Genomic DNA, 26,762 nt, shown 5'->3' on the forward strand with positions numbered 1-26,762 from the left:
TAAAATAACGACCCATTGCCATGCCTGCCTACCAATACAAAGCCATGGACACCAGCGGACGCGCGTGCCAAGGTATTTTAGAAGCCGATTCGCCACGCCAAATCCGCCAACAGCTACGCGAGCAAAATCTGTTGCCTGTTGAGGTTAATGCCGTGCAACAAGCCGCTAACACGCGCCGCAGCGTGTGGCAAAAGGGCTTGAGCGCGTATGATTTGGCATTGATGACGCGCCAGTTATCGGTGCTATTGGCGGCGGCAATGCCAATCGAGCAAGCACTACAAGCCGTTGCCAAGCAAAGCGAAAAAGCCCATGTCAAGGCACTGCTGCACGCCGTACGCGCCAAAGTGCTTGAGGGCTTTAGCCTTGCCATCGCGCTGCAAGAATCGGGCAGTTTTCCGCCGATTTATATCGCCACGATTGCTGCAGGCGAGCGTTCGGGGCATTTGGATTTGATTTTGGCACAGTTGGCAGACTACACCGAAAACCGCTTTGCCATGCAAAAAAAAATCCAAGGCGCATTGGTGTACCCTGTCATTTTGTTGGTCATGGCATTTGCTGTGGTGATTGGGCTGATGACGTTTGTTGTGCCAAAAATCGTCAAGGTGTTTGAGCAATCCGAGCAAGCGTTGCCGTGGATTACGCAGGCGGTGTTGGCAGTATCGCACGTCATCACCACAGGTTGGTGGTGGCTGTTGGCGTTGGTCATGGGTGTGGCAATCATCGTGATAAAATTTGTTCGCTCACCGATTGGGCGTGCGCGGGTGGATGCCTTGACATTGCGTTTGCCGATTTTTGGCAAATTAAGCCGTAGCCTCAATGCGGCTCGTTTTGCCAGTACGCTATCGATTTTGGTGCGCTCAGGCGTGCCACTGGTCGAGGCGTTGGCGATTGGCGGCGCAGTTGCCACCAATGTGCACATCAAGCGCAGTATAGAACAAGCCACCATCAAGGTCACCGAGGGCGCAAGCCTATCAAGCCAGCTTGAGCGCAGCAATTTTTTTCCGCCAATGATGGTGCAGATGATCAAAAGCGGTGAACAATCAGGTGAGCTTGACAATATGCTGGCGCGCGCCGCAGACATGCAGCAAAACGAAGCTACCACGATGATTAGCACGCTGTTGTCCCTGCTTGAGCCCTTGATGCTGGTGTTGATGGGCGTGATCGTGATGACGATTGTGATGGCGGTGATGCTGCCGATCGTTAATATGAATGATTTGGCAAATTAAACGCTGCCAATGCTTGGTCGGTATTAAGGTTTGGCAGCTTTAAAAAACGTTGCGCCAAGCTTACCCAAACCTGATTTTTTGCAGTTTGGCGCTAATTTGCAACCAATGCGTCAAATATTGCCACTATAATGCGGATTTTATCCGTTATCTTAGACTGTTGATTGTTGGTTTTTATGAATAAGATGTTAAATGATACAATCGTTTACCCCAGCCATGATGCTACACCACGCCGCCAAGCAGGTTTTACTTTGATAGAGGTGATGGTGGTCATCGTGATTTTGGCAATTTTGGCAGGCTTGGTGGTGCCCAAAGTGGCAGGACAAAGCGACAAAGCGCGCGTCAAAACCACTGAGACCGCACTAGCCACCACGTCAAACGCGATTGACATGTTTAAAGTCGATAACGGACGCTATCCGACCACCCAAGAGGGCTTAGCCGCGCTGTTCACACCGCCGCAAAACGCCAAAAACTGGCCAGAAGGTGGCTACATCAAAGGCGGTATGCCAAAAGACGGTTGGGAAAATGACTTACAATACGTGCAACCTGGCAGTGAAGGTCGTGCGTATGATTTGTTTTCGTTGGGTGCAGATGGGCAAGAAGGCGGCGAAGGGCTAGACGCGGACATCATGGCAAAACAATAAGCCATCAACAGGCAGGGCAGTAAAATAAGCAAGGTTGGATTAAATTGGTCACAAATAATATTCGATGGGCGCTAAAATTGCTGTTGGTAAGCGGTTGGTTGGGGCTTGCCATGCCTACTCAAGCCATCAGCCTAAGCGATGCCTTTGGCGATAGTGGCGCAAATGTAGGTACGATTAACCCTGCCAATGAGATCAGCGGTGTGCGCGTTGAGGGTGCAAAACCGCTGCCTGTGACACAAGCGTTTAATGTGACGATCAGCCAGCAAGACGCGCGTTTGACCATGCAAGCGCAGGTGCAAGATGGCTATTACGTCTATCGTGATAAGTTTAAATTGACCTTGCCCAACGGCGTAACCGCCACGCCGTTGACCTTTGGTGCAAAGCCAAGTTTTGTGGATGACCCCGATTTTGGGCGCGTGGCGGTGTTTGACCATGATGTCAGCGCGACCACAAGCTTAAAACTTGCCAAAAATTCAGCCAACCTCGCCAATGACAAAACTGTCACCTTAAAATGGCAAGGCTGCGCCAAGGCAGGTTTGTGTTATCCGCCGCAAACCGTGACCTTAACACTGGCAGATGTGCCACAACTTAGCCAGCCAAAAACCGAAACCGCCGAACAACCTACAAAATCCGCTAGCGAACGTGTAGCGGCTGTCAACCCAGCCACCAATACCACAAATCCCAACGCGTCCACAAAATCAGCGATTTTACCAACGCAAGCTGCGTCTGTGCCTGCTCTTAGCGCGTCTACTACTGCGGCAAATATTGCCGATCGCGCGGCAAGTGCCACAGCAGATAGCAGTCAAAATGAATATCTAGCTGCCAGCGCCCCTGTGACGGCAAGCGCAAGTAACGCAGATGTGCCCATACTTGCATCCTCCAGTACTGTTGGTGCCATTATCAGCACCACGCCGTCACCCACCACCACCCAGACCACTTTACCAATCGATCGCCAAGCCAATGATCCGTTTGGACTCAATCAACATGCGGCGCTAGCGTTGCTGCTGTTGTTTTTGGCAGGGCTTGGGCTAGCATTTACGCCGTGCGTGTTGCCAATGTTGCCGATTGTCACCAATATCGTCGCGCAAACCGCCAGTCGCAGCGATGGCAACAAAACCTCACGGCGGCGCGGTTTGGTTTTGACAGGTAGCTATGCCATCGGCGTGGCAAGCAGCTATGGTGTGTTGGGGGCATTGGTGGCGGTATTTGGGCAGTCACTTGGACTGGTCAATCGCTTGCAGCAGCCACCCGTGTTATTGGCGTTTGCTGCGCTGTTTGTCGTGTTGGCGTTGTATATGCTCGACAGATTACCGCTGCGGTTGCCTGCACCCATTGCGGCGCGTGTGCACAGGCTTGGGCAAGTTGGGCAAGCGCGTTTGGGCAGTGTGGGCGGTAGCTTATTGGCAGGGTTTTTCTCGGCACTGGTCGTGTCACCGTGTGTGTCTGCACCATTGGCAGGTGCGCTAGCAGGCGTGGCAGCAACGGGCAATGCGTGGCTCGGGTTTGGTGCATTATTCATGCTCGGGCTTGGGCTGTCCACGCCGTTGGTATTGCTGGCTGCGACACAAGGCACACTCATGCAGCGGTTGCCCAAGGCAGGCGCTTGGATGAATTGGGTCAAGGCAGGGTTTGCTTGGCTGCTGTTGGCAGTGGCATTGTTGCTGATTGAGCGCATCTGGCAGTCAAGCCTTGTGCTGCTCTTGTGGGCAGGTTGGTGGGCGGTGTTGGCATTGGGGACGTGGCAAATGCCCAACCAATTGCCAAATTCATCTGACCAGTTTGTTACCAACCACCTAAGCCGCCAATTGCTGTGGCGCGCGCCTGCGGTGCTAATGTTGGCATGGGTCGGGTGCTTGGTGGCAGGGTTTGCCTCAGGCAGCCACAACAGCTTGCAACCACTTGATAAACTGACCGTGCAAGCTGATCGCCAATTCACCAATACCCCATCAGCAATAACCGCGTCTGCACCGATTACCATCACCGATGTTAATGCCTTACCTACCTTGTTGGCACAGCATCCGCGCGTGTTGGTCGAAGTCACCGCCGATTGGTGTTTGGAGTGCCGTTTGATGGAGCGCGACTTATTTGCCGTGCCACCTGCTGAATTGGCTAATTGGCAGCGCGTACGGCTGGATGTCACTGCCGACACACCTGCTAGCCGTGCAGTATATCAAACGTTGGATATTTTTGCCCCACCTGTGTTGTTGTACTACCAAGAGGGCAGGTTACAGCTTAAACAGCAAGGCGCAGTGTCACGTAGCCAATTTGAGCAGACATTAACACAGTTGGCTCATTGATTTTTTACATTATACTTTAAAGTGGTGTTAAGATGGATGTTTGATTTCTGTGATAGATTGATGACGCATAGCCTGTTTAATTTTTTTGTTTGTGTTATATTGGCTAAGCGCATAGACTGCCCAAATGGTTGCAGGTAGCCACCCAATAAAAGTAATTTGTAGCAATAAACAGACGATTCCTGCGATAGGTCGGCCGATGGTAAAAAATGCAAGCCAAGGAAAAATAAAGGCGATTATTAAACGCATAACGCAAGTCCCATCAAAAACAAAACTGAAAAGTAAAGTATTGAAGCGTATATCTTAAGCCAATTTTGTTGCTGTAATATTACAAATTTTGCCAGTGATATTTTATCTATAATGCGTTTTAAAATTAAATAAATATTTAAATTTATTTCATAAAAATAATGTATTTAAGAGTTTGTGCAACACGCTTGTCTAGCGTATTGCAATGTGTCATCATATACCCAATTTATCTTACCCATTTTTGAGCAAACAAGGCTGCCGTGTCGGTATGCCTTAGGAATCGTCATGTCATCATTACCGCGATTATTTTCCCTTAGTGTGTTGGCATTGGCTATCTTGTCCAATCCAGTCCACGCTGCCAACAGTAAGACCACGTCCAAGACATCCGCCAGTAAAACCTCAACCAAAACCAGCAAAAACCGTAGCAAAGCAAGCAATACGCGTAAAGCTACCACCAAAACTGATAACGCGACTCATGCCACCGTGTCAGATGTTGTTGTAGTAGACAGTGCAGTGCCAAATGCCGCCAATGCACAATCATTGGCATTGATCCAACGCTGTAGCAAAGAGTTTGATAACGCTGTGCGGTTGGCATGCTATGACCGCGTATCTGCCAATTCGCTAGCAGGCAATGCTGCCGCCTCTGGCGATGAAACTAAGGTGCCACTGGATTTAGCCAAAACGCTGTCCGCCAGCTTAAGTGCGCGTCGTGCTGTCCCTGTGTTAGCAGAGCCCAACGCCGAGCTTACTCACCAAGATGACAACGTGGGCGCGATTGAGGTCAAAGGCGTGGTACCCTCAAAAGGGGGCAAACCTGCTACGCCCGTTAAGATCACCAGTACCGACCCCGAAGCTGCTCAGCAGGTGCTGGATGAGGCAGGTATTACCGCAACCGATGTCGAGCGTTACACGCCGCTTAGCGTGCTGTATGATTTGGATAAAAACGATCCGCGCGGTATTTTTACCATTCGTCCGCACAAGCCGATGCATGTGTTGCCATTGTGGTACAGTGTACACCCCAATCGTGATCCACATTCACCGCGTCTAGACACGCCAGAGGATTATCCTGATTATCAACACCTTGACAGCAAGGTGCAAATCTCGCTAAAAACCAAAATGATGGAAGATTTATTTGGTACACAAGCGGATTTATGGCTTGGCTATACGCAAAAATTTTATTGGCAGATCTATAATTCTAAAGATTCACGCCCGTTTAAATCATCGGATTATGAACCTGAGGTGTTTGTTACCCAACCTGTCTTAGCAGATTTGCCGTTTGACGGGCGGCTGCGCATGATTGGCGGTGGTTTTGTCCACCATTCAAACGGCGAATCCGAGCCGTTGTCACGCTCATGGAACCGCATTTATTTAATGGGTGGGGCAGAGTGGGGTAAGCTGTCGGTCATTCCGCGGATTTGGGCGATTTTGCCAGACTTCGACAAAGACCATATCGACAACAAAGACATCGGCGATTACATGGGCTATGGCGATATCCGTTGGCAGTATGCGCTGAGCAACCAGCAAAGCCTTGGCGGTTTGGTGCGTTATAATCCTGCCGAAAATAAAGGCGCGATTCAGCTGGATTATGCCTACCCGTTACGCGGTGGCGTTAAGGCGTATGTGCAGTTATTCCATGGCTATGGTGAGCGAATTTTGGACTATAACCACAAAGATACCAATATTGGTATTGGTTTTATGTTCAATGACTTCCCTGGTATCTAACAGACGATGGCAAGCGGTAAAAGTCAGTATCTAATCAAGCCGCCTACTTGGTGGCAATTACCGTTTGCCCCTGCGTTGGTGTGGCAAGGCACCTTGGGTCGCTGCCAACTGTGCCGCCTTAATCCTTGCACCACCATTCAAAAGACAGATCCCCAGACAGACACCCATCAGCACTGGTTTAATCGACTTGGTTTTTTGTGCGCTGCGTGTGATGCCAGTGTGGATTGGCAAGCGGCGACGTTTCGGCTTAATCTTGCCAATGGCGATACCATAGACGGCGTTGCCAGCGCGGCGTATACGTATCCGTATGAACGCGTGATGACCCGCTATAAAAATCAACACAACCTAACCCAGCTGCTGCCACTGGTGCATGCCGTGCGTAAGCTTGCGCCACCGCCCAACTGCCACACCCACAACAGCGTTATTTTGCCCGTACCCACCACGACCAAACGCTTACGTGAGCGAGGTTTTGATGCGCTTGGTTGGTTAAGCGTCTATTTGAGTTTTCATTGGCAAATCCCGTTGTTTACGGGACTTGCACGTCATGAGCGCAAGCGTCAGCAAGGTTTAAGCCGTGAGGCGCGGCTAACCAACGTCAAGCAAGCGTTTTATTTTCACGCACGCCCACAAGCGCGGCATGTGATTTTGTTTGATGATGTTGTCACCACAGGCGCAACCTTGCAAGCCATCATCGAGGACAATCGCTTAGCCGATGGCAAGTATCGGTTATATGCACGTGGAATTTTGCACGGTGTCTAGGGCGTGTGCCTAATTTGTAAGTACTTTTTATCATTCGTTGCCGTAAACCTGCGACTTCAGGCAGTGGATATAAGGCAATTGTTAAATGCGATGAGTTTTGCTATACTCATCTCACTATATTCAATGTCTTACATTCCACAGTTAAGTTAAGACTAAATTGCGAGTACGCAGTAACTTAACTGGTAAGACGTTTCCAAACACACACTTAAGCTAATTCGTGTCTATGACAATCCTAACGGTAAGATTAGCTTAAAATAAGAACCTAAGATGTACGGTGTGTCGTACGGGCGGTTGCCATTGTCTTAGGTTTGCGGTGGGGCTTCACCGTCTTGCAGAAGGAATCCCCTCACTTTAGGGAGGGGAGGAAGTCAAAAGACGCTTAGTGCGTAGGGGTAAACCGCCATTCTACTAATCGCAAATCGCTATTGACCACCACACCGATCACCGCATGAACAGTTTGGGCATGGTCGCATCGCCAATCGCCTAAGACCATACGGCGTTTGCCATCGGGTAGTGTGTGCTCAGCAGGGCGGTGGGTGTGCCCGTGCAATAACACATCGGCGTGTTGCAAGGCGTGTCGTACCGCATCGCTATTAACATCCATGATGTGTTGGGCGGTTTGGGTTTTGGCGTGGTTTTCTTGCTGACTTGAGGTGCGCAAACGCCTGGCAATGCGCTGGCGCTGGGATTTTGGCAAGGCAAGCAGCACACGTTTGGTCAGAGGGTTTTGTATCACCGCGCGAAAGCGTTGGTAGCGCGTGTCATCAGTACACAGCGCGTCCCCGTGCTCGATGCGTACGTGTTGTTTGCCCACGCGCCAGCTATACGGCTCAGTAAGCAGTTGTCCGCCAAATGTCGCGCAAAACCGCTGACCCAGCAAAAAATCGCGATTACCGCGCAGCACCAATACCGCACAACCACGTTGGCTCAGGCGGCGCAAGCGTGCCAACATCGGCGCAAGCCATGCTGCCATCGTAGGTGTGTCTAATAAATCATCGCCCAACCAGGCGGCAAACCAATCGCCCAATATCCAAAATTGGGCAAGATTTGGCAGCGTCAGTGCGGTGTCAAGCAACGCCAAAAAAGCCTGCATCAGCGCAGGCTCATCGGGTGCTAAATGCAAATCGCTAACCAACAATGCGGTGATGGCATCGGCGTGCGTGCGCAGCAGAGGGGTCAAAACAGGCAATGCGTTTGCCATCACAACACAGCGATACGCTTATTTTTCGATCACACGCGCGTGGGTGATGACAATCGGTGTCTTAGGCACATCACCGTGAAAACCCACCTTGCCAGTCGGTACGCCTTTGATTTTATTGACCACGTCCATGCCTTCGGTGACTTTACCAAACACCGCATAGCCCCAGCCTTGTGGTGTTTTGCTGGTGTAGTTCAAAAAGCCATTGTCTTTTACATTGATAAAAAACTGGCTGGTAGCAGAATTTGGGTCACTGGTGCGTGCCATCGCAACCGTACCGATATCATTGGTCAAGCCGTTATCCGCTTCGTTAGCGATCGGTGCATTGGTGGGTTTTTCACGCATATTTGCGTCCATACCACCGCCTTGAATCATAAAACCATCAATGACACGGTGAAAAATCGTGCCATCATAATGCCCAGATTTGACATAATTTAAAAAGTTTTCTACAGTTTTGGGGGCTTTTTCTTGGTTAAGCTCAATCACAATGTTGCCTGCGGTGGTTTCAAGTTCAACGTATGGCATATCCATCAGATTTCCTCATTGTTTTCAGTTCAAGTTTTTAAAAAATAAGCGCGCCTAGTTTAGCCAATTTGGTGGCAAAAGTCATCTGTGCAATCGTCATGACTGTGTAAACATGGATTGACCAAACAAACAAGCCGACCTCAACGCGTACGGCTAAGCCTTGCTAAACCTTACCAAAACCGCCAAAAGCTGCTAAAATAGGGCAATTTTTCACAAAATTTTACCATGATATTGTTAACCGTTGGATTTTACCATGTCAAAATCGTCACCAAACGCGCCTGCTGATTTGCCCGAAAAAAACGACTTTATCCGTGCCATCGTGCGCGAGGATGTGGCGCAGGGTCGTTATGACGAGATTGTCACGCGCTTTCCGCCCGAGCCAAACGGCTATTTGCATTTAGGACATGTAAAGTCAATTTGCTTGAATTTTGGTCTGGCAAACGAGTTTGACGGCTTGTGTAATCTGCGCTTTGATGACACCAACCCTGAAGCCGAAGAACAAGAATTTGTAGACAATATCAAACAAGATGTTGAGTGGTTGGGCTTTCATTGGGCAGGCGCGCCGCGGTATGCGTCGAGCTATTTTGAGCAGCTTTATCGCTGGGCGGTGCAGCTAATTGAGCAAGGCGATGCGTATGTGGACTTGCAAACGCCTGAGCAAATTCGCGTCAATCGCGGTAGTTTTGGACAAGCAGGTATCGACTCACCCTATCGCACTGCCAGTGTTGGCGAGAATTTGGCGCGCTTTGAAGACATGAGGGCAGGTAAATTTGCCAACGGTGCTGCGGTATTGCGTGCCAAAATTGACATGGCAAGCCCAAACATGAACTTGCGTGACCCTGTGCTGTATCGTGTGTTGCACCGCGAGCACCACCAAACGGGTGACACGTGGTGTATTTATCCGATGTATGACTACGCCCATCCGCTATCAGATGCAATTGAGGGCGTGACGCATTCGGTGTGTACGTTGGAGTTTGAAGATCATCGCCCGTTTTATGACTGGGTGGTTGATAAAATCGGCTTTGCCAAACCGCCGCATCAATATGAATTTGCGCGGCTCAATGTCAGCCATGTCTTGACCAGTAAGCGCAAACTAAAGCGTTTGGTAGAAGATGGCTTGGTTAGTGGTTGGGATGACCCACGCATGCCGACGGTTGCAGGCATGCGCCGCCGTGGTTATACGCCCGAAGGTTTGCGCGATTTTTGTGACCGTGTGGGCGTGAGTAAAGCCGATGGTGTGGTGGACTTTGGTTTGCTTGAATTTAGCCAACGTCAATCGCTTGAGGACACGGCAGCGCGCGCGATGGCAGTGCTTCATCCGCTCAAAGTGACGATCACCAATTTTGATCAAGCCGTCGCCGATGTCATGACGCTCAAAAAATCCAGCGTACAGGCTCGCCTTGAAGGTGATGTGCTGTGGCTGACTCAGCCAAAACACCCAAATGCCGAAATCAATGCAGTATTGGGCGATCGTGACATTCCATTTACCCGTCAAATCGTCATCGATCGCGCAGATTATGAAGTCACGCCGCCTGAAGGCTACAAGCGTCTATCACCCGATAATCGCGAAATCCGCTTGCGTAACAGCTACATCATTCATATCGATGAACATCGCACCGATGACGCAGGCAACGTGGTCGAGCTGTTAGCAACCATCGACCCTAAAACTTTGGGCAATAATCCTGAAGGGCGTAAGGTCAAAGGCGTAATCCATTGGGTGTCTGCCTTGCACGGTGTACCTGCCGAAGTGCGCCTATATGACCAACTATTTACCCAAGAAGACCCTGCCAAAATCGACATCGATAACTTGGCACAAGAAATCAACCCAGAATCCTTGCGCGTGGTGCAAGCACTGGTTGAGCCATCATTGGCAAATAGCACGGCAGGTGCGCGTTGGCAATTTGAGCGCGAAGGTTATTTTGTCGCTGACAGCCGCGACCATGCACCCGAGCACCCTGTGTTTAACCGTATCGTGTCTTTAAAAGATGGCTTTAAATAACCGTTGATAAAATCCGTCTTGCATAAAAGATATCTTAAACGTTTGTATCAGTAGGTAATTTTTTTGTAGAACATGGGCAAAATATAATTTTTTGTCTATTTTATCAGTGGGCTTGTGCTAAAATTCGGCATGTTAAAATTAGTAACAAAACGTTGGCTTTGGTAAAGAAGCGCTGGCATCGGCTACAGTGAGCAGTGAAAGCAGCGTGAGTTATTGGGTTGCGTGACAAAGGTTTTAATCAAACATACGTGGTAACAGCTATGAAAACAATTTTGAATCGACTAATGGCAGGCGCGTTGTTGGCAGCGTTGTCAATCTCAGCGCAGGCAGATTTGGTGATTCATTCAGGCGGACAAACCAACAGCACAGGGCAAGGGCGTGTGGCATGGGGTGGTGAAAACAGCTTGAACAAAGCCCGTGCTATCATGTACAGCCAGCCGACGTACAACACAACCTACAATAGCTACAGCACCGCCAACAGCGGTTGGAGTGAAGAAGACAATTTTAGCCCAAGTTGGCAAGCGGGTAGCACCCGTGCAACGGGCAACTATTATGCCGCGTCCAAAGGCGCATTGGTCATGGATGCGTTGAGCGGACAGATTTTATATGAAAAAAACGCCGATATAGCACGCCCCATTGCCTCGATTAGTAAGCTGATGACCGCGATTTTGGTAGCAGAATCGGGCGCAGACATGAATGAGATGCTGACCGTAGATTCACTGGATTTTAAAACCCCGAAAAAATCAGGCAGCGACCGCCTCAAGGTTGGCGATCAGCTCAACCGCGCCGAGATGCTGCTGATGATGTTGATGAAATCCGAAAACCCTGCCGCCAAAGCACTGGCGCGCACCGACCCCATGGGCTATGATGCGTTTATTGCGCGGATGAACGCCAAAGCGCGCGAGCTTGGGATGACCCAAACCGAATTTTATGACCCATCGGGGCTTGATTCGCGCAACGTTGCCTCGCCGCGTGATCTGGCGCAGCTGGTGCGTTATGCTTACCAGCACAATCTGGTACGCAGCTTTAGCACCACACCAAACCGTGATTTTTATGTCAATAACTTAAGCTCAGGGTTTCGTAGCATCTCGGCACGTAGTACCAACTACATGGTGCGCGATGGCTTGTACAGCTTAGGCTTGTCAAAAACTGGCTACATCCGCGAGGCAGGCAACTGTGTGGTATTTGAAACCAATGTCGGCAGCCGTCCGACAATCGTGGTTCTCTTGGGCGCGACGGATTCTAAAATGCGTTGGAACGATGCCGAAAACATCATTGCAAATTTAAGCATGCGTAAATACACATGATGACTAACAAAATAAAAAAGCAAGGTGTTTGACCTTGCTTTTTTTGTGGCTCAGCGCAATCGCCTGTTTATATGGCATTGCATTGATATTCAAAAAAATACCCGTAACCTTCTTACGCGTCATACCACGTTCCACGTTGTGTGTTCACAAGCACTGCTTTAGAATCGCGTCCCACAAGGCTAAAGCCGCAAAGTTCTAAAAATGGCATAGCATCATTGCTGCCTTAGCCATTCTTAGAAATTCATTGGGCAAAACTACTGCGCATGCTGCATACAGGTCGTGGCAAATGGCACAGCCTCCAAACGGCCGTCCTCGATGTCCTCGCCGCACACCACACACACGCCATATTGGTCGTTTTCCAATCGGCGCAAGGCTTGATTGACCAACTCTAGATTGTCTTGTGCCTCAACCAACAAATTCTTACGCATATCGTTTTGTTCTGCAACAACAGCTTGGTCTTCCCAGTCTTGTATCATATCATCGGCAGGGTGGCGGATATCGTGTTCGATTTTGTCGATGCGGCTTTGGTACTCATCTTTGAGTGCGTTGAGGCGTTCAGCGGCGGCTTGGTAATCCATGGCTAATTCCTTAAAACGGGTTAAATGGTTGGCTGGGTTGCCAATGTTATTTGCTCAGCTATTATTTGCCAAAATCCAGCCAATAGCAAGCCTGTGCCAAACATTACGCAACAGATCAGCGCAATTACTGGTATATTGAGCCATAAATCTGCTAAACTAGCCAAAACTTTGGCGAGGTTTGTTAGCAAGGTTTTTTATCAAGGTTTAAAGAGGTATGGCTGATAAGCATTTGCCTGTATTGCCAATTTTATTAAAAATTTTTTTAAAAAACTGAAGTTTTTAGTTAAACACATTTAAGGTGAACCATGCAGTTTAATCGTTTGCAAGATTTTGACCTAACCGACAAAACCGTACTGATCCGACAAGACCTCAACGTGCCTGTTAAAGACGGCAAAGTCACCAATAACGCGCGCATTCAAGCCAGCTTGCCAACCATTCGCCAAGCATTGCAACAAGGCGCGGCGGTTATCGTGTGTTCACACCTTGGGCGACCTGACCCTGCCAATATTGAAGCCAAATATTCTTTGCAGCCTGTTGCCGATTACCTAACCCAAGCACTGGGGCAACCTGTGCGTTTGGTGACCGACTATTTGCAAAATGGTGTGGATGTGCAGGCAGGCGATGTGGTACTGCTTGAGAATGTGCGCTTTAACGCAGGCGAAAAGAAAAACGATGCCACGCTTGCCAAGCAATACGCCAATTTGTGTGACGTGTTTGTTATGGACGCATTTGGCACCGCGCACCGCGCTGAAAGCTCAACCGAAGGCGTGATTCACCAAGCCAATGCGGCATGTGCAGGTCCTCTGCTAGCGGCAGAATTGGATGCATTGGGTAAAGCCTTGCACAACCCTGCCAAACCGATGTTAGCGATTGTTGGCGGCTCAAAGGTTTCAACCAAACTGGATGTGCTGACCTCGTTGGCTGATATTTGCGACCAAATCATCGTAGGTGGCGGCATCGCCAACACATTTTTGGCAGCCCAAGGCGTGGATGTCGGGGCATCGTTGTATGAAGCCGATATGGTGGAGACCGCGCGCGCCATCATGCAAAAAACCGATGTGTTACTGCCCAAAACCGTTGTTGTGGCGGACAAATCGGCGATTGATTTTGACGATTTTATCGGATCATTGGCAAGCGCGCAGGCAATCACCAAATCTGTCGATGAGATCGGCGCAAATGACATGATTTTGGATATCGCGCCTGACAGCGCCCAGCAAATGGCGCAAGCCGTGCATGACGCCAAAACCATTTTGTGGAATGGTCCAGTGGGCGTATTTGAAGACGACAAGTTTGCCCAAGGTACGCAAATTATCGCGCAGGCGGTGGCAGACAGTGCAGGCTTCAGCATTGCTGGTGGCGGTGATACGTTGGCAGCGATTGATAAATTCAAGGTTGCCGATGGCATCAGTTATACCTCAACAGGTGGTGGCGCGTTTTTAGAATTTGTTGAGGGCAAAACCTTGCCAGCGGTATATGCTTTGAGCGAGCGCTATCAAGGTAACTAAAAAAACTAACTCATTGGGCGCGTAATTTTAATCTATATTTTTAGCCGATGTTACTTGCTGCTAGCTTTTTACTAAGCTAGATAGCCAATTGGTAATAAAATGTAGTTTAGCTAAGTTTAATGTTGTTTCAGTAGGCTTCTTGCTTTAAACTAGCGTTCACTTTTACAGTCGTGACCGTATAACTGTCTAACTAACTATAGCGATAGTTTAATTTAAAAGGTTAAAAAGCCTAAAAGGTTAAAACAAGTTTTGCGCTTTGACTTGAGTAAACGTGCATAAAAAGTGCTGACAAATTAAGGATATTTGCCATGAAAAAAGTTTTGTTAGGTGCGATGTGTGCCGTGGTTTTGGCAACCAGTGCTTGTAGCGAACGCACAGAACAAGCAGCTGCTAATGGTAATCCGCAAGCGGCGGCGGATTCAGCGGGTCAGGATATCAAACAAAACACAGCAGAATCTGCTGCGATGGTTGAACAAGCTGGGCAAAACGTAGCCGAAGCTGCCCAAACAGGGGCGATGGTTGCCACAGGTGCTGCCATGAACGCAGGTGAAGCAATCGCCAGTGTTTCAACCGCAGCGACCGCCGCCACTGCTGATGCAGTAGCCACAGGGGCACAAAACGTAGCACAAGGCGCAGAGAACGTTGCAGACAATGCCGCCGCCGCACACGCCGAACACCAAGCGGTAACTGACCCCAACCAAAACCCAAATTTGGTGCCAGAAAAACAAAATTACTGATTTGATGTGTTAATAAAAGCCCAAACCTAACATAGTTTGGGCTTTTAGTGGTTGGTAGGGTGGCATGGGTCGTAAGCGGTGTATTGCGCGCTGTGTTTGGCATGGTTTTTGCTGAGCCATTCTGCTATACTGGCAGTGATCTAATTCATACGTGATATCTAAATCACATATCCTCATTGAATAAAATTTTTAATAAGGTTATTTTTTTAAAGAGATGGTTTTATGGCTTTAATTTCCTTGCGTCAATTACTTGACCATGCTGCCGAACACAATTACGGTGTACCTGCGTTTAATGTCAATAACCTAGAGCAGATGCGCGCCATCATGATGGCAGCGGATGAAACCAATTCGCCTGTCATCGTGCAGGCCAGTGCAGGCGCGCGTAAATACGCAGGTGCGCCGTTTTTGCGGCATTTGATTTTATCGGCGATTGAGGAGTGGCCGCATATTCCTGTCGTGATGCACCAAGATCATGGTACCAGCCCTGCTGTGTGTCAGCGTTCGATTCAACTGGGTTTTTCTTCGGTGATGATGGACGGCTCACTCAAAGACGATGGTAAAACCCCAGCCGATTATGATTATAACGTGGCTGTCACGCGTGAAGTTGTTAAGATGGCGCACGCGTGTGGCGTATCAGTAGAAGGTGAAATTGGCGTTTTGGGCAGCCTTGAAACAGGTATGGCAGGCGAAGAAGACGGTGTGGGCGCAGAAGGGCAGCTTGACCATTCACAGCTTTTGACCAGTGCTGATGAAGCTGAGCAATTTGTCAATGACACACACGTTGATGCCTTAGCTATCGCGGTAGGTACCAGCCATGGTGCGTACAAATTTACCCGTCCGCCAACGGATGATATCTTATCTATTGCACGTATCAAAGAGATTCACGCGCGTATTCCCAATACCCATTTGGTGATGCACGGCTCATCAAGCGTGCCGCAAGAGTGGCTAAAAGTTATCAATGAATATGGCGGCGATATCGGCGAAACCTATGGCGTGCCTGTCGAGCAAATCGTTGAAGCTATCAAACACGGCGTGCGTAAAGTCAATATTGATACAGATTTACGCCTTGCCTCAACGGGTGCGATTCGCCGCTATTTAGCGCAGCATCCTGCCGAGTTTGACCCACGTAAATACCTCAAAGAAACCATCAATGCGATGAAAGATATTTGTGTGGCGCGTTATACCGCATTTGGTACAGCAGGGCATGCGGACAAAATCCGCCCAATCAGCCTAGAAAAAATGGTCGATTATTACCAATAATTGCCCCAATATCGGTCTAAAGGCTAAGATTAAAAGGCTAGGTTTGTCATCGGCAAGCTTAGCCTTTATTGTTTGATTTTAAAAGATACTATTACATGATTGCATTGTTACAAGGGCAGGTATATGACCTGCTAGCACCGATGGCGGTAATTGTGACTGCCAACGGCGTGGGCTATGAGGTTGAATTGGCGCTCAATGCGTTTTGTCAGTTGCAGCTTAAGCAAACTGTAACGCTGTGGACGCATTTAGTGGTGCGTGAGGACGCGCAGCTATTGTACGGATTTTTAAGCCAAGCTGAGCGCGATTTGTTCCGTGTGTTGCTGAAAGTCAATGGCGTGGGCGCGAAAATGGCACTGGCAATGATGTCTACCCTCAGTCTTGCTGAGCTACATCGGCATATCCAAAACCAAGATGAGCACGCGCTGACCAAAATTCCAGGGGTCGGCAAAAAAACCGCCCAACGTCTGATTGTTGAATTGACCGACAAACTCACGCATTTAGGCACAAGTGTGGTGGCAACGGATGTTCAGATGGACATCATCCTGCCAAATGATACCGTTAGCGAAGCGGTGGTGATCGCTGAAGTTGAGGCAGCATTGGTATCGTTAGGCTACCGTGATAAAGAGGCACAAGCAGCGATTAAAGTCGCCCGTGAGCACAGCGATTTAGGCACAGCTGATCTCACCACACAAAACCTGTTAAAACTTGCCTTGCGTGCATTGGCAGTTTAGGCTGAATTGTTTTTGAGCAAAACATTTTCTAGATAATGAATGTTTTGCGCCTGCTCACAAAATGCTGTATCTTGCAAAATCACATCACGATGCAGCGCGACATTGGTAGTAACGCCTGTGATAATCAGCTCATCGAGGGCATGGCGCAGCTTTGCCAACGCTTGCTGACGGGTTTGCCCGTGACAAATCAGCTTGCCTACCAACGAATCATAAAACGTTGGAATTGTGTAGTTGGGGTAGAGGTGTGAATCAAAACGCGCGCCGCAGCCGTTGGGTGCAAAAAAATGCTGCACAGTACCAGGACAAGGTAAAAACGTGCGCGGATTCTCGGCATTGATGCGGCACTCGATGGCGTGCCCGCGCACGAAAATTTCGTCTTGATGGTACGACAACCCATAGCCTGAGGCGATTTTAAGCTGTTCAACCACGATATCGATGCCTGTTACTTGTTCGGTAACAGGGTGCTCAACTTGCACACGGGTATTCATCTCAATAAAGAAAAATTCGCCGTTTTCATACAAAAATTCAAACGTACCTGCGCCACGATAGCCCATTTGCTCACATGCACGCACGCACGCGGCAAGAATCGGTGCTTTGACATCTTCAGGAATATCGGGGGCAGGTGCTTCTTCGAGAACCTTTTGGTGACGACGCTGCAATGAGCAATCGCGGTCATACAGATGAATGGCATTGCCTTGACCATCGCCAAGCACTTGCACCTCAACATGGCGCGGATCTTTGAGATAACGCTCCATATACACGCTATCATCGCCAAACCAAAGCTCCGCCTCTTGCTTAGCCGCCTGTAGCTGTGGCAACAAATGCTCAACGCGCTCAACAACGCGCATACCGCGCCCACCGCCACCTGCCGCCGCTTTAATTAACAGCGGAAAACCAATTGTTCGTGCTTGTTCTTCGGCGTTTGCCAAGGTCACACCGCCTGCCGAACCAGGCACGGTTGGCACACCTGCTTTTTTCATCGCATTGATGGCAGAGATTTTATCACCCATCAAGCGGATATGCTCAGCGGCAGGACCAACAAACGTCAAGCCTGCTTCCTCAACACGCTCAGCAAACTCAGCATTTTCTGATAAAAAACCATAACCTGGATGAATGGCATCTGCGCCCGACACATCGGCAGCGGTCAAAATCCGCTCGACATTGAGATAACTGTGTACGGGACTTGGCTCGCCAATGCAAATCGCTTCATCAACAAAACGCAAATGCATTAAGTTGCTATCGGCGGTTGAATACACACCAACGGTTTGAATGCCAAGCTGTTTGCACGCGCGTACAATGCGCAGCGCGATTTCTCCGCGATTGGCGATGAGCAGTTTTTTGATCATGATGATTTAACAAGCACACATAATGAAAAAGGCATTAAGCTTGATAGCGCACGATCGGTTGCCCAAATTGCACTACATCGCCATTTTGTACCAAGATTTCGGCGATGATGCCGCTTTGGGTCGCCTCAAGCGGATTCATGATTTTCATCGCCTCGATGATGCCAAGCGTATCGCCTGCCTGCACGCGTTGTCCAACTTGCACAAACGGCGCATCATTGGGACTAGGCGCTACATAAAACACGCCAACCATCGGCGATGGCTCTACCGCACCAGCAGGTGTTGGTGTGACTGTCGGCATGGGGGCAGCTGTCACACTGCCGCCTGCTTGTGGCAAGTGACGCAAGATAGCAACTTTTTTGTCACCATCTTGTAATTCAAGCTGGGCAAGCGCACGCTGCTCCATCAAATCAATCAACTGTTTGATAAATGCGATGTCCATGTAATAGCCTTGTGTCGATTCCGTTGGGCGGTTGTTGTGTATGGTCAAGCGCGTGCAGAACCCACGTGTCTAGCGCATACTAAGCGGTATTGTAACAAGGTTTGTCAAAAAACGGTAGCACCGCACTGGCTTGGCGCGTCAGTTTTTGCCGTTTTATCGCCAAAATAAAACCACATCTATATGCAGGTTTGGCAAAAAGGTGAGGCGACGCGCGCGATAAGTTTTTTAGCGTGGTTGGCATTTTATCAACTATAAAACAATAAAAATTCTGGCATAACGAGCGAAAATCTGCTAAAATACGCGGTCAAATTTAAAACAAATACAGGCAGGTGTCTGCGTGATGGCTAATTACACCTTCTAACTGATAAGGCTGGGCAGGGAACTGTTCAGCCTTTTGCGGTTTTTGGCTGGTTAAAAATCGCAGTTTTTGAGGTAAAATACACATCACGCGCCCTGACACCGATGGCAAACGAGGTAATCCCATGCTCCGAATCGTAGATGAAGCCTTGACTTTTGATGATGTGCTGCTGTTGCCCGCGTATTCTGAAGTCTTGCCCAAGATGGTTGATTTAAAAACGCGTCTGACCCGCGATATTACGTTGAATTTGCCGTTGGTATCGGCGGCAATGGATACGGTGACAGAAGCCAAAATGTCGATTTCTATGGCGCAATTAGGCGGTATTGGTATCATTCATAAAAACATGGACATCGCCCGTCAAGCGCGGCAGGTGCGCCATGTCAAAAAATTTGAAGCAGGTACAGTTGCCGATCCGATTACGGTTGCGCCCGATGCGACCGTCGGCGAGGTGCTGCGTATCACGCGTGAAAATAAAATCAGCGGTGTGCCAGTGGTTGAAGGCAACCAAGTGGTGGGTATCGTGACCCATCGTGACGTGCGCTTTGTCACCGAACTTGACGTGCCAGTGCGTAGCGTGATGACACCCAAAGAAAAACTAGTCACCGTCAAAGAAGGTGAGTCACAAGAGAACATCAAACGTCTGTTGCACGAGCACCGCATCGAAAAAGTGATTGTCGTTGATGATGACGGTAAGCTCAAAGGTTTGATCACCGTCAATGACTTCACCAAAGCAGAAAATAACCCAAATGCCGCAAAAGACGCGCAAGGGCGTTTGCGTGTGGGTGCCGCGGTGGGTACAGGTGCAGACACCGAGGCGCGCGTCGAAGCACTGATTGCTGCAGATGTTGATGTCATCGTGGTGGATACCGCGCATGGGCATTCAAAAGGCGTGATTGACCGCGTGGCGTGGGTCAAACGCAACTACCCACAAGTGCAAGTCATCGGCGGTAACATCGCTACGGCTGATGCGGCATTAGCCTTGCGCGATGCAGGCGCAGACGCGGTTAAAGTCGGTATTGGTCCTGGGTCGATTTGTACCACACGCATTATTGCAGGCATTGGCGTGCCGCAAATTTCGGCGATTAGCAACGTTGCCGACGCTCTTAAAAATGAGATTCCACTGATTGCAGATGGTGGTATTCGTTTCTCAGGTGATATTGCCAAAGCTTTGGCAGCAGGCGCGTCATCGATTATGATCGGTAGCTTGTTGGCAGGTACTGAAGAAGCACCTGGTAATGTTGAGCTGTATCAAGGGCGCTACTACAAAGCCTATCGCGGTATGGGCAGCCTTGGGGCGATGAGCGGGCAAAACGGCTCGTCTGATCGTTATTTCCAAGACAGCAAAGACGGCGTAGAAAAACTGGTGCCCGAAGGTATTGAAGGTCGCGTGCCCTACAAAGGCCCTGTAGTCGCGATTGTCAATCAGTTGGCAGGTGGGGTGCGCTCGTCAATGGGCTACACAGGCTGCGCCAATATCGAAGAGATGCGCAAAAAACCACAGTTTATCAAAGTGACCTCAGCAGGCATGAAAGAATCGCATGTCCATGACGTGCAAATCACCAAAGAGGCACCAAATTATCGCATTGACTAATCACGTTTGGCTTGCATATAAAACATTAAACGGATTAGTGTGGTGATGATGAGTTATTTTGGTACAGATGGTATTCGTGGGCGTTTTGGTGAACAGCCAATTCACCCGCAATTTTTGATTAAATTGGGTTATGCAGCAGGCAAGGTGTTGCTTGCCGAGCAAAGCGCACGCCGCGATGGGCAAGTGCCCAACGTGGTGATTGGCAAGGACACGCGGCTATCGGGCTATGTCATCGAGGCGTGTTTGCAGGCAGGATTTAACGCAGCAGGGGTAGATGTACACATGCTGGGCGTGATTCCCACGCCTGCGATTGCCCATTTGACGCGCAGTTTTCATGCCGATGCTGGCGTGGTCATCTCTGCCTCGCACAATCCGTTTTATGACAACGGTGTCAAGTTTTTTTCGCGTGATGGCAAAAAATTGTCCGATGCCACCCAAGATGCGATTAACGCGTTATTGGCACAATTAGATGACCAAACGATCGTGATTGACAGCCCTGAGGCATTGGGGCGGCATTATCGGGTTGAGGATGCCAAAGGGCGTTATATTGAGTTTTGCAAAGGTACGTTTCCGTATCATCTAAACCTTGATACCTTAACCATCGTGCTTGACACTGCGCACGGTGCAGGCTATAGCGTCGCGCCGCGTGTGCTGCGTGAGCTTGGCGCGACTATCATCGGCATGGGCGATGAACCCGATGGGCTTAATATCAATGCCGAAGTGGGTTCGACTCACCCCGAGGCGCTGCAACAAGCAGTATTGGCGCACAGTGCGGATTTGGGCATTGCCCTTGATGGCGATGGTGACCGTATCATCATGGTTGATGAGCATGGCAAATTGGTTGATGGTGACGCGATTTTGTACGCGCTTGCCACCCAAGGCAAGCACAAAGCCATCGGCGTGGTTGGCACCTTGATGACTAACATGGGCTTACAGCTCGCACTTGAGCAGCAAGGTATTGACTTTGTGCGCGCCAAGGTGGGTGATCGCTACGTCATGCAAGCGCTTGAAAAACGCGGTTGGACGCTTGGCGGCGAATCTTCAGGGCATATTTTGACCTTGGATAAAGCCAGCACGGGCGATGCCATCGTGGCGGCGTTGCAAGTGTTGGCACTGGTTGTCGAAACGGGCAAATCGTTGAGCCAGTTACTGACAGGCTACACCCAACTGCCGCAAACGTTGGTCAATGTGCGTCTCAATCAACGCCAAGACCCGTTTGCCCACAATGAGCTTGCCGCGCGTTTTGCCAAAGCAGAACAAGTACTAGCAGGACGTGGACGGCTATTGATTCGTCAATCGGGTACTGAGCCTGTTATCCGCGTGATGGTCGAGAGTGACGATAAAATTGAGTGCGACGCCATGGCGCGTGAGTTAGCCGACGCAATTCAGCAAGCGTTGGCATAATAGGCTTAAACACGCATGCGCTAAGCTTGTTGTCTTGGCAAGATTGGGCTAAACTGATTGGATCAATATCCAACCAGTTTAGCCCATTTTTTCATTAAAATAACCGAGCCAATACTATGTCAAGCACAGCCAACAGCCACATCGAGCTAGATTTTACCAATCAACGCCAGTCTTATGAGCAAGGCGAATTGTTAGAAACCACCTTGCCTGATACGCCGATGCCATTGTTACAAACATGGCTTGAGCAAGCCATCGCCAGCGAGCCACATGAGGCTTACGCCTTGGCATTGGCAACCTGTGGGCGTGATCAGCAGCCATCGGTGCGCACTGTGTTGATGCGTGAACTAGTCGCGCTAGACAGTGGACAAATCGGACTGACGTTTTATACCAATTATGACAGCGCCAAAGCTGCCGACTTAGCCGCCAATCCGCGTGCCGAGGCGTTGTTTTTTTGGGCATCACAACAGCGGCAGGTGCGTATCAGCGGGCAGGTGGCAAAGGTCAGCCGTGCGCAAACCGCCGATTATTTTGTCAAACGCCCACACGACAGCCAACTGGCGGCTTGGGTGAGTACACCGCAAAGTGGCGTGGTTGATAGCCGCGATACCATGCAAAAGCGGTATGACGCGTTAGCCGAGCAGTATCGCGACCAAGCTGTGCCTGTGCCCGATTTTTGGGGCGGCTATCAGCTGACTGCCGAAAGCATTGAGTTTTGGCAAGGACGCGCTAACCGCATGCACGACCGTATAGTCTATGTATGGCAAGATGCTAGCTGGACGCGTGAACGCTTGTTGCCTTAGTTTGCTGCTTTAGTCACATGGGTCACGTCAAGTTTTGAGCTTAAGCAGCATTGTGCAAACGGTGATATAGCAGCGGAATATCGCCATAAAACGCGCACAAGCCAACCGCGAACGGTCCATGATTGGCAATTGAAATCGCCGATAAATCAACAATCGGTACTTGCGTGAGTCCATATTGCTGCGCTAATAGCTGTTGCAGCGCAACTGACATATCGCGCGACATCGCCGTGTCGGCAATAAACAACGCACTGGCACGCAAACCTGCGCGTTTGGCGAGGTGTTCAGCAATGCGCGTGATGGCTTTTTGGGTTTTGCGCACCTTGTCGGATACCACCAATGTACCCGTTTCATCAAGATGAATTACAGGCTTGATATCAAGCAAATTCGCTACCCAACCTGCAGGCGCGGAGATTTTTTTGTTGCGAATCAGATAATCAAGCCGACTGACGGTAAAATACACGTCACTGTTGGCACGCAGCGTATCAAGCCGCGCCACGATATCGTCAAACGACTTGCCTTGGCTAAGCATGACACCTGCCTCATACACCAACGCACCTTCGGCAATATTGATGGACTTGGTATCATACACACAGATGCTAAGCTTGTCGGCAAACCGTGGACGCACGCGCTCAATAATCGCCAAGCTATCGCTAAACTGAGATGAAATACAGCTAACAAACACATGGGTATAGCCGCGTTGAACCAATTGAGCAAATAAATTGGCGATTTCATGATCGCTGGCAGGGGTGGAGGAGGCTAGTACATTGGGGTGCAGTGGATTGGTCATGATCTCAACCAACCGTTCGCTGTTGATATTTTTACCATCAGTAAATTCAACCGTATCGACCTTGACGTGCATACGCAACAACTCAAGCTCAAACGGTAAGGTAATACCAATACCCTGCAAACAACACGATGACGTAGCCACGACAATGGATTTCATAGCTTTCCTTGCTAGTATGCGCTGAAAATGACGTTTAATTTAATATAGTGATTGTGATTGCCGTTTGTCGCCCTATCATATCCATATATCGCGTTCATAACGGCTAAAGCTTGGCTAACATAGCAAAAATATCAACCTATCGCAAGCCTTACGCACCATCAATCAACACACGACGCGTGACCGCTTAGCCATTATATTTGCCATGATTGGTGCCTATTAACAAGCGCGTAAATTTGGGTTAAATCTTTACCAATATCAGCACAAGCCCATTTATTCTTAGGTGTAAACTTGCTAAGATAGCAGGCTGTTTTGCTTTCAATCCACACCAAAAACCAAGTAAGGAACACGCGCGGTGACCGCCACTTCAGCCAGCCAAGCCCTAACTAATCAAGACCCAACCAGCCAAAACTCAGCCATGACCTCAGCGTCAGACGCAATACAAGCGCCTAAGCCCAAACATGCGCCGATTGTGGTGGTGAAAATCGGCTCATCACTTTTGACCAACAACGGGCGCGGGCTTGACCGCACGGCGATTTATGAATGGGCAAAACAAATTGCACGCCTACACCAAGCAGGGCAGCAGGTGCTACTGGTATCATCAGGCGCGGTGGCAGAGGGCGTGGTGCGTATGAACCTTGATGAACGCCCCAAAAAACTTGCCGCCTTGCAAGCGTGCGCCGCGGTTGGGCAAATGGGTTTGATTGAAACATGGTGGTCGGCGCTGATTCAATACGGTATCCAAAGCTCGCAGCTGCTTTTGACCCACGATGACTTGGCAAACCGCAACCGCTATCTAAATGCCGCCAATACCTTGCAACAGCTGCTTGATTGGCAAGTGTTGCCTGTTATCAATGAAAACGACACGGTCAGCGTCGGGCAGATCAAATTTGGCGACAACGACAGCTTAGGCGCGATGGTTGCTGCGATGGTCAAAGCGGATTTATACATCATTTTAACGGATCAAGAGGGTGTATTTACCGACAACCCACGCCACAACCCTGAAGCTACCTTGATCGCCAGTGAGCGCGCGATGGCAGATTATCTGTTTGATATCGCAGGTGAAGGCGGCAAACTGGGTAGCGGCGGTATGCTAACTAAAATTCGCGCGGCACGACTGGCGGCGATGGGCGGTTGCCCAACGGTAATTGCCAACGGGCGTGTGGATGATGTCATCACACGCATTGCAAACGGTGAGGCGATTGGCACACGCTTGACAACCAATGACGCGGATAAAATCATTGCCAAAAAACAATGGCTGGCTGCCCATTTGCGTATGGCAGGGCGATTGGTGCTTGATGCAGGTGCGGTTAATGCCATCGTCAATCATGGCAAAAGTCTGCTACTGGTCGGCGTGCGTGAGTTACAGGGCGATTTTGCCGAAGGCGATGTGGTCGAATGTGTCGATGAGCAGGGGGTGCGCGTGGCAGTGGGGCAGGTGAGTATCAGCGCGCAAGCCGCCCATGACGCGCTTGCCAACCAGTCTGCGCAAAATTTGATTATCTTGCACCGCGATAACATGGCGGTGGTGGTTTGAATTTTCGCCCAATCAAGCAACTTGCCATCAATGAAAAAATTTAATATCTGTAGGTGATCCATGACCCAACACGATTTTCCCACCTTAAAAAATGACCGCCTGTTAAAAGCCCTACGCTTTGAGGCGATTGATACCACGCCTGTGTGGATGATGCGCCAAGCAGGGCGTTATTTGCCCGAATACAAAGCCACGCGCACGCAAGCAGGCGATTTTTTAAGCCTGTGCAAAAACACCGAACTGGCGACTGAGGTCACCTTGCAGCCGTTGCGGCGTTTTGACTTGGATGCGGCGATTTTGTTTAGCGATATTCTCACCATTCCTGATGCACTCGGCTTGGGATTATATTTTGAGACAGGCGAAGGTCCCAAATTTCGGCGTACCGTGCGCAGCATGGCAGACGTCACAGCATTGCCCAAAATCGATATGGTTGAGGCATTGGATTATGTCATGGCAGCGGTAAGCAGTATTCGCCGCGCACTTAATGGACAAGTACCGTTGTTTGGGTTTTCAGGCAGCGCGTGGACGTTGGCAACCTACATGGTGGAAGGCGGCAGCTCGCGTGATTTTCGTTATACCAAAGGCTTGCTGTATCGTGAGCCTGACACGCTACACGCGCTACTTGGCAAACTGACTGACGCAATTATCGAATATCTGGTGGGGCAAATCGCGGCAGGTGCGCAGTTAGTGCAAGTGTTTGACAGTTGGGGTGGGGCGTTGGGGCATCGCCAGTTTGTTGAATTCTCTCACCAGTACAATTGTCAAGTCGTGCGCGCGCTCAAGGCGCGTTTTCCTGATGTACCTGTGGTGCTATTCACCAAAGGTGGCGGCTTGTGGTTGGATCAACAAGTTACCAGTGGCGCGGACGCGTTGGGTATGGATTGGACAATGCCACTTGCGCGCGCGCGGCAAATCGCCGAGCCCAAGCAGGTCGCGCTACAGGGCAACCTTGACCCTGCCACCTTGTACGTCGCGCCTGCCGATATTCGCCGACATACCCATGCCATGCTTGATGATGTGTACAGCGATGGTGTAAAAACTGGTTACGTTGCCAACCTTGGACATGGCATCAGCCAATGGGTCAATCCCGATCATGCCAAAGCGTTTATCGACGCGGTGCATGATTACCCACTGTAACCTTATTGATTGGTTTGACCAAAAAAAATCCCAAACCTCTATAGCTTGGGATTTTTTTTAAATAAAAATTTGACAAACCGATAAGCCGGGTTCTGTCGAGGACGAACATTCATCTAGGCGCAGCGTCACCACTACGCTCAAGCAACCTACCCGTGTCCTATGCGGGCCACACGAAACGGACACCTATTTGGTCTTGCTACGAGTGGAGTTTACCTTGCCGTGCGTTGTTACCAAGCACGCGGTGGGCTCTTACCCCACCGTTTCACCCTTACCGCGGCATTGCCTGCCGAGGCGGTCTATTCTCTGCTGCACTGGTCGTAGGCTTGCGCCTCCCAGCCGTTAGCTGGCACTCTGCCCTATGTAGCCCGGACTTTCCTCCCTACCGTTGCCTGCTGTGGCGTGGTACAGCGTTCGTCTGGTCTGCCAAAGCCAAATTGTAACACAGTTTTAGCTGATTTTGTCAAATAACGTGTCTAAAGTCAGCA

Annotated in this window: 24 protein-coding genes and 1 other RNA gene; 16 read left to right on the forward strand and 9 right to left on the reverse strand. The window is 49.8% G+C overall.

Annotation, left to right across the window (positions count from 1 at the left end):
• Positions 1 to 20: 20 nt before the first annotated feature.
• The 3 genes from gspF (at position 21) to MA2_RS02375 (ending at position 4,164) form a co-directional block, all read left to right on the forward strand.
• Positions 21 to 1,226, forward strand: coding sequence for a type II secretion system inner membrane protein GspF (gene gspF / locus MA2_RS02365; RefSeq protein WP_067055911.1), 1,206 nt, complete (start codon positions 21 to 23; stop codon positions 1,224 to 1,226).
• A 182-nt stretch (positions 1,227 to 1,408) separates the two neighbouring features.
• Positions 1,409 to 1,867, forward strand: coding sequence for a type II secretion system major pseudopilin GspG (gspG, locus tag MA2_RS02370; protein WP_067056148.1), 459 nt, complete (start codon positions 1,409 to 1,411; stop codon positions 1,865 to 1,867).
• 44 nt (positions 1,868 to 1,911) lie between these two features.
• Complete coding sequence (locus MA2_RS02375; RefSeq protein ID WP_067055914.1) at positions 1,912 to 4,164, forward strand: cytochrome c biogenesis protein CcdA; 2,253 nt, start codon at positions 1,912 to 1,914, stop codon at positions 4,162 to 4,164.
• Positions 4,165 to 4,191: 27 nt separating this feature from the next.
• On the opposite strand, the gene MA2_RS02380 is transcribed toward MA2_RS02375, so the two are convergent.
• On the reverse strand, positions 4,192 to 4,410 hold the full coding sequence (locus MA2_RS02380; protein ID WP_067055917.1) for a YqaE/Pmp3 family membrane protein: 219 nt from the start codon (positions 4,408 to 4,410) through the stop codon (positions 4,192 to 4,194).
• Positions 4,411 to 4,692: 282 nt separating this feature from the next.
• Between MA2_RS02380 and MA2_RS02385 the strand changes: the two genes are divergently transcribed.
• Together MA2_RS02385 and MA2_RS02390 are read left to right on the forward strand one after the other, a co-directional pair.
• Entirely contained in the window at positions 4,693 to 6,129 is a 1,437-nt protein-coding gene (locus tag MA2_RS02385; protein ID WP_067055919.1) for a phospholipase A, read from the forward strand.
• A 6-nt stretch (positions 6,130 to 6,135) separates the two neighbouring features.
• Positions 6,136 to 6,888 carry a ComF family protein gene (locus tag MA2_RS02390; protein ID WP_067055929.1) on the forward strand — a complete coding sequence of 251 codons (753 nt, stop codon included), beginning with the start codon at positions 6,136 to 6,138 and terminating at the stop codon, positions 6,886 to 6,888.
• A gap of 379 nt (positions 6,889 to 7,267) precedes the next feature.
• On the opposite strand, the gene MA2_RS02395 is transcribed toward MA2_RS02390, so the two are convergent.
• Together MA2_RS02395 and MA2_RS02400 are read right to left on the reverse strand one after the other, a co-directional pair.
• Positions 7,268 to 8,089, reverse strand: coding sequence for a UDP-2,3-diacylglucosamine diphosphatase (locus MA2_RS02395; protein WP_067055936.1), 822 nt, complete (start codon positions 8,087 to 8,089; stop codon positions 7,268 to 7,270).
• 18 nt (positions 8,090 to 8,107) lie between these two features.
• Positions 8,108 to 8,617, reverse strand: coding sequence for a peptidylprolyl isomerase (locus tag MA2_RS02400; protein WP_067055938.1), 510 nt, complete (start codon positions 8,615 to 8,617; stop codon positions 8,108 to 8,110).
• Positions 8,618 to 8,864: 247 nt separating this feature from the next.
• Between MA2_RS02400 and MA2_RS02405 the strand changes: the two genes are divergently transcribed.
• Both MA2_RS02405 and MA2_RS02410 read left to right on the forward strand, forming a co-directional pair.
• The gene (locus MA2_RS02405; protein ID WP_067055941.1) at positions 8,865 to 10,610 is read left to right on the forward strand and encodes a glutamine--tRNA ligase/YqeY domain fusion protein; all 1,746 of its coding nucleotides are present in this window, start codon (positions 8,865 to 8,867) and stop codon (positions 10,608 to 10,610) included.
• Positions 10,611 to 10,870: 260 nt separating this feature from the next.
• Complete coding sequence (locus MA2_RS02410) at positions 10,871 to 11,917, forward strand: D-alanyl-D-alanine carboxypeptidase family protein (protein WP_067055947.1); 1,047 nt, start codon at positions 10,871 to 10,873, stop codon at positions 11,915 to 11,917.
• Between the two features lie 254 nt (positions 11,918 to 12,171).
• Here the strand turns inward: MA2_RS02410 and MA2_RS02415 are convergent, their stop codons facing one another.
• Positions 12,172 to 12,495, reverse strand: coding sequence for a TraR/DksA family transcriptional regulator (locus tag MA2_RS02415; RefSeq protein ID WP_067055949.1), 324 nt, complete (start codon positions 12,493 to 12,495; stop codon positions 12,172 to 12,174).
• A 305-nt stretch (positions 12,496 to 12,800) separates the two neighbouring features.
• Between MA2_RS02415 and MA2_RS02420 the strand changes: the two genes are divergently transcribed.
• The 4 genes from MA2_RS02420 to ruvA all read left to right on the forward strand — a co-directional run bounded on the left by MA2_RS02420 (position 12,801) and on the right by ruvA (position 16,728).
• Positions 12,801 to 14,000, forward strand: a complete 1,200-nt coding sequence (locus MA2_RS02420) for a phosphoglycerate kinase (RefSeq protein ID WP_067055951.1) — start codon at positions 12,801 to 12,803, stop codon at positions 13,998 to 14,000.
• Between the two features lie 308 nt (positions 14,001 to 14,308).
• A complete protein-coding gene (locus tag MA2_RS02425) occupies positions 14,309 to 14,737 on the forward strand; it encodes a hypothetical protein (RefSeq protein WP_067055954.1) in 429 nt (142 codons plus the stop codon).
• A gap of 222 nt (positions 14,738 to 14,959) precedes the next feature.
• A complete protein-coding gene (fba, locus tag MA2_RS02430; protein WP_067055956.1) occupies positions 14,960 to 15,997 on the forward strand; it encodes a class II fructose-bisphosphate aldolase in 1,038 nt (345 codons plus the stop codon).
• Positions 15,998 to 16,092: 95 nt separating this feature from the next.
• Positions 16,093 to 16,728 carry a Holliday junction branch migration protein RuvA gene (ruvA, locus tag MA2_RS02435; RefSeq protein WP_067055958.1) on the forward strand — a complete coding sequence of 212 codons (636 nt, stop codon included), beginning with the start codon at positions 16,093 to 16,095 and terminating at the stop codon, positions 16,726 to 16,728.
• Here the strand turns inward: ruvA and accC are convergent.
• The 3 genes from accC to MA2_RS11080 form a co-directional block, all read right to left on the reverse strand.
• Positions 16,725 to 18,074 (reverse strand): acetyl-CoA carboxylase biotin carboxylase subunit, encoded by a 1,350-nt coding sequence (gene accC / locus MA2_RS02440; protein WP_067055960.1) that lies wholly within the window; start codon positions 18,072 to 18,074, stop codon positions 16,725 to 16,727. The two genes, ruvA and accC, sit on opposite strands and share 4 nt — an antisense overlap.
• Before the next feature lie 34 nt (positions 18,075 to 18,108).
• Positions 18,109 to 18,513, reverse strand: a complete 405-nt coding sequence (locus tag MA2_RS02445; protein WP_067055962.1) for an acetyl-CoA carboxylase biotin carboxyl carrier protein — start codon at positions 18,511 to 18,513, stop codon at positions 18,109 to 18,111.
• Positions 18,514 to 18,823: 310 nt separating this feature from the next.
• Positions 18,824 to 18,997, reverse strand: a complete 174-nt coding sequence (locus MA2_RS11080) for a hypothetical protein (RefSeq protein ID WP_156470934.1) — start codon at positions 18,995 to 18,997, stop codon at positions 18,824 to 18,826.
• Between MA2_RS11080 and guaB the strand changes: the two genes are divergently transcribed.
• From guaB to pdxH, 3 genes are all read left to right on the forward strand, one after another.
• On the forward strand, positions 18,996 to 20,462 hold the full coding sequence (gene guaB, locus MA2_RS02450) for an IMP dehydrogenase (protein WP_067055964.1): 1,467 nt from the start codon (positions 18,996 to 18,998) through the stop codon (positions 20,460 to 20,462). The genes MA2_RS11080 and guaB overlap by 2 nt on opposite strands.
• Before the next feature lie 48 nt (positions 20,463 to 20,510).
• Entirely contained in the window at positions 20,511 to 21,866 is a 1,356-nt protein-coding gene (gene glmM / locus MA2_RS02455; protein WP_067055966.1) for a phosphoglucosamine mutase, read from the forward strand.
• A gap of 116 nt (positions 21,867 to 21,982) precedes the next feature.
• Positions 21,983 to 22,666 (forward strand): pyridoxamine 5'-phosphate oxidase, encoded by a 684-nt coding sequence (gene pdxH, locus MA2_RS02460; RefSeq protein WP_067055968.1) that lies wholly within the window; start codon positions 21,983 to 21,985, stop codon positions 22,664 to 22,666.
• A 40-nt stretch (positions 22,667 to 22,706) separates the two neighbouring features.
• Here pdxH and MA2_RS02465 read toward each other — a convergent pair whose 3' ends face one another.
• The gene (locus tag MA2_RS02465; protein WP_067055970.1) at positions 22,707 to 23,609 is read right to left on the reverse strand and encodes a DegV family protein; all 903 of its coding nucleotides are present in this window, start codon (positions 23,607 to 23,609) and stop codon (positions 22,707 to 22,709) included.
• A gap of 415 nt (positions 23,610 to 24,024) precedes the next feature.
• Between MA2_RS02465 and proB the strand changes: the two genes are divergently transcribed.
• Together proB and hemE are read left to right on the forward strand one after the other, a co-directional pair.
• Entirely contained in the window at positions 24,025 to 25,143 is a 1,119-nt protein-coding gene (gene proB, locus MA2_RS02470) for a glutamate 5-kinase (protein ID WP_067056151.1), read from the forward strand.
• Positions 25,144 to 25,203: 60 nt separating this feature from the next.
• Positions 25,204 to 26,277: a uroporphyrinogen decarboxylase gene (gene hemE, locus MA2_RS02475; protein ID WP_067055974.1), complete on the forward strand. Its 1,074-nt coding sequence runs from the start codon at positions 25,204 to 25,206 to the stop codon at positions 26,275 to 26,277.
• A gap of 65 nt (positions 26,278 to 26,342) precedes the next feature.
• Here the strand turns inward: hemE and rnpB are convergent.
• An RNA gene (gene rnpB, locus MA2_RS02480) (RNase P RNA component class A) lies at positions 26,343 to 26,704 on the reverse strand.
• Positions 26,705 to 26,762: the final 58 nt, after the last annotated feature.

The sequence above is a fragment of the Moraxella atlantae NBRC 14588 genome (assembly GCF_001591265.1).
GTDB lineage: Bacteria > Pseudomonadota > Gammaproteobacteria > Pseudomonadales > Moraxellaceae > Faucicola > Faucicola atlantae.